Annotated in this window: 2 protein-coding genes and 1 pseudogene; all 3 read right to left on the reverse strand. The window is 70.4% G+C overall.

What is annotated here, in order from left to right:
• Nucleotides 1-292, reverse strand: a pseudogene (locus E3O25_RS17520) (hypothetical protein); the annotation flags it as partial.
• Nucleotides 292-1707, reverse strand: a complete 1416-nt coding sequence (gene cysS / locus E3O25_RS10420; RefSeq protein ID WP_134361103.1) for a cysteine--tRNA ligase — start codon at nucleotides 1705-1707, stop codon at nucleotides 292-294. The gene cysS and the pseudogene E3O25_RS17520, both read right to left, overlap by 1 nt.
• A partial coding sequence (gene ispF, locus E3O25_RS10425) for a 2-C-methyl-D-erythritol 2,4-cyclodiphosphate synthase (RefSeq protein WP_134361104.1) occupies nucleotides 1704-2838 on the reverse strand: 1135 nt, incomplete at its 5' end. The genes cysS and ispF, both read right to left, overlap by 4 nt.

Below are 2838 nucleotides of genomic sequence, written 5' to 3' on the forward strand. Positions count from 1 at the left end.
CCTGCGAGGCTCCGCGGGCGCCACCGCGAGGCGTGCCGCCGCGACCGCCGGCCGAGCCGCCGCGGTTGGCGGAGGCATCCGCTGCCGGACGGGAGTTGAAGCCGCCGGCCGCGGTGAACCGTTCGGCCGCCGCCTTGCGCTTGCCGGCGGGGTGGTACGGACGGTCTTCAGCCTTGGGGGTGGGCTTTTTGCCCTCGAGTGCCTGACGGCCCTGGCCGCCGGAGCCGACCTGGGCTCCGCGGCTGCCCTTGCGCACCGCTCCGGTACGCGATTTGCGGTCTAGATTCTTCATCAGTCAAAGCTCCAATGGGCACCCGACGGGGTGTCTTCGATGGTGATTCCGGCGGCGACGAGTTCGTCCCGGATTCGGTCTGCGGCCGCATAGTCGCGGTTTTCCCTGGCGAGGGTGCGGTCGCCGAGCAGTCGCTCGACCAACGCGCTCAGGGCCACCATGGCCGGTTCGTCTGTTGCCACGGCCCAGCCGGGCGACAAAGGGTTGATTCCCAGCACTTCGCTCATCGCGAGTACTTCACTGCGAGCGGATGCCGCAGCGTGAAGGTCTTCGGCATCCAGCGCGGCGTTGCCGGCGCGCACGGTGTCGTGCAGCACGCCGAGCGCCTGCGGAACGGCAAGGTCGTCGTCCATGGCCGTGGCGAAATCTTCGGGCACGACCTCGACGCCGCTCCCGGCGAACCGGGTGCCGGCCAGCCGGCGGTCGGCGCGGTCGAGAAAACTCTCGACCCGCTCGAGGGCTGCTTCAGCCTCGGCGAGCGATCCGTCGTTGTAGTCGATGGTGGAGCGATAGTGGGCGGCGCCGAGAAAATAGCGCACGACGATGGCGCGGGCCTGATCGAGCAGTTCGGCCGCGAAGACCGAGTTGCCGAGCGACTTGCTCATCTTCTGACCGTTCACGTTGACCAGCCCGTTGTGCACCCAGTAGTTCGCGAAGTCGCTGCCGGCCGCGTTCGACTGCGCCAGCTCGTTCTCGTGGTGCGGAAACCGCAGGTCGAGGCCGCCGCCGTGAATGTCGAAGTGGTCGCCGAGGTAGCGGGCGGCCATGGCTGAGCACTCGATGTGCCAGCCGGGGCGGCCTCGGCCCCACGGCGAGGTCCACGCGGCCGAGGCCGGCTCGCCCTCTTTCGAGCCCTTCCACAGGGCGAAGTCGCGGGGGTCGCGTTTGGCGCGGGGGGAGGAATCCGTTGCCGCCTCCATATTGCCGGGCGACTGGTGGGTGAGGGCGCCGTAGGCCGCCCAGCTGGCGCTGTCGAAGTAGACGTCACCGGACGCGTCGGGGGCGGCGTAGGCGTGGCCCCGCTCGATGAGGGTGGCGATGATGGCCTGCATCTCGGAGATGCTCGCCGTGGCGCGCGGCTCGTAGGTGGGCGCGAGAATGCCCAGGCGCTGGTAGCCCGCGGTGAATTCGAGCTCGTAGCGGTAGGCGAGGGCCCACCACTGCTCGCTCGAACCATTCGCGTTGATCAGGATCTTGTCGTCGATGTCGGTGACGTTGCGCACGAAGGTGACGTTGAGCCCGCGGTAGCTGAGCCAGCGGCGCAGCTGGTCGTAGACCAGGGCGCTGCGCAGGTGACCGATGTGCGGGCTGGACTGCACGGTGGGTCCACACACGTACATCGAGACCTGACCCGCTTCGAGGGGGACAAAATCGCGCAAGGCCCGGGCCTTCGAATCGTACAGTTGCATGGTCACGCCTCCCAGTTTAGGTGAGGGGTCTGACCCGGCCCGGGCGCGGCAGAGGGCGCAGCGGTCGGCGCAGCAGAGGGCGCAGTAGTCGGCGCCGGGTAGAGCAGCGCGGTCGCCGTCGCGGCAATGCCTTCGCCGCGACCCGTGAAGCCGAGCGCATCCGTTGTCGTCGCGGCGAGATTGACCGATGCCGAGAGGATACCGGCGAGTCGCGCTTCGGCCTCAGCCCGACGGGGCGAGAACTTGGGCCGGTTGCCGATGATCTGCACCGAGACGTTACCCACGAGGTAGCCGGCGGCACGCACCAGGCGCACGGTCTCGGTGAGGAAGACATCGCCGTGGGCGCCGCTGAATCGGGGGTCGGCCGTGCCGAAGACGCTGCCGATATCGCCGAGGCCGGCCGCACCGAGCAGGGCATCACAGATGGCGTGGGCGGCGACATCGCCGTCGCTGTGTCCGCTCAGGCCCCGCTCCCCCGGCCAGTACAGGCCCGCCAGCCAGAGTTCGGTCGCAGCGTCGGGCTCAGTGTCGTCGGCGAAGGCGTGCACGTCGAGGCCGGTGCCGACGCGGGGAAGAAGCGGCGCCGCTGCCGCGTGCAGTAGCAGATCGGCCCGTTCGAGGTCTTCGGGCGTCGTGATCTTGAAGGCGAGCGGATGCCCGGCAATGACCGTCACCGGATGCCCGGCATCGGCGACGAGCGCTGCGTCGTCGGTGAGCGCCTCGAACCGGCCGTTCGCCGCAGCCCAGGTGCGGGCGGCCTCGAGCATGGCGCGCGGGAACCCCTGCGGGGTCTGCACTGCGGAGAGTTCGGAACGGTCGACGGTGCCCAGGATGGCTCCGGAGGCGGCGACGCGCTTGATGGTGTCGACCACGGGCAGGCCCGGGATGATGCCGTGCCCGGTGGCGCGCACGGCGGCGACGACCTGGTCGCAGAGCGCTGCGGGTGTGAGGGCGCGGGCGGCGTCGTGCACGAGCACGACCTCGATGCTCGGTAGCAGGGCGCTCAGGCCGTGGTCCACCGATTCCTGGCGGGTACGTCCGCCGGCGACGATGGTGATGGTCCCGGCCGGGTCGGGCGTGACGCTGGCCGCTGCGGGGCCGGGCCCGGCCGACGCGGGGGCCCCGTGGCGGGCGGCG

This window comes from Cryobacterium sp. TMT1-3 (assembly GCF_004402315.1).
GTDB lineage: Bacteria > Actinomycetota > Actinomycetes > Actinomycetales > Microbacteriaceae > Cryobacterium > Cryobacterium luteum.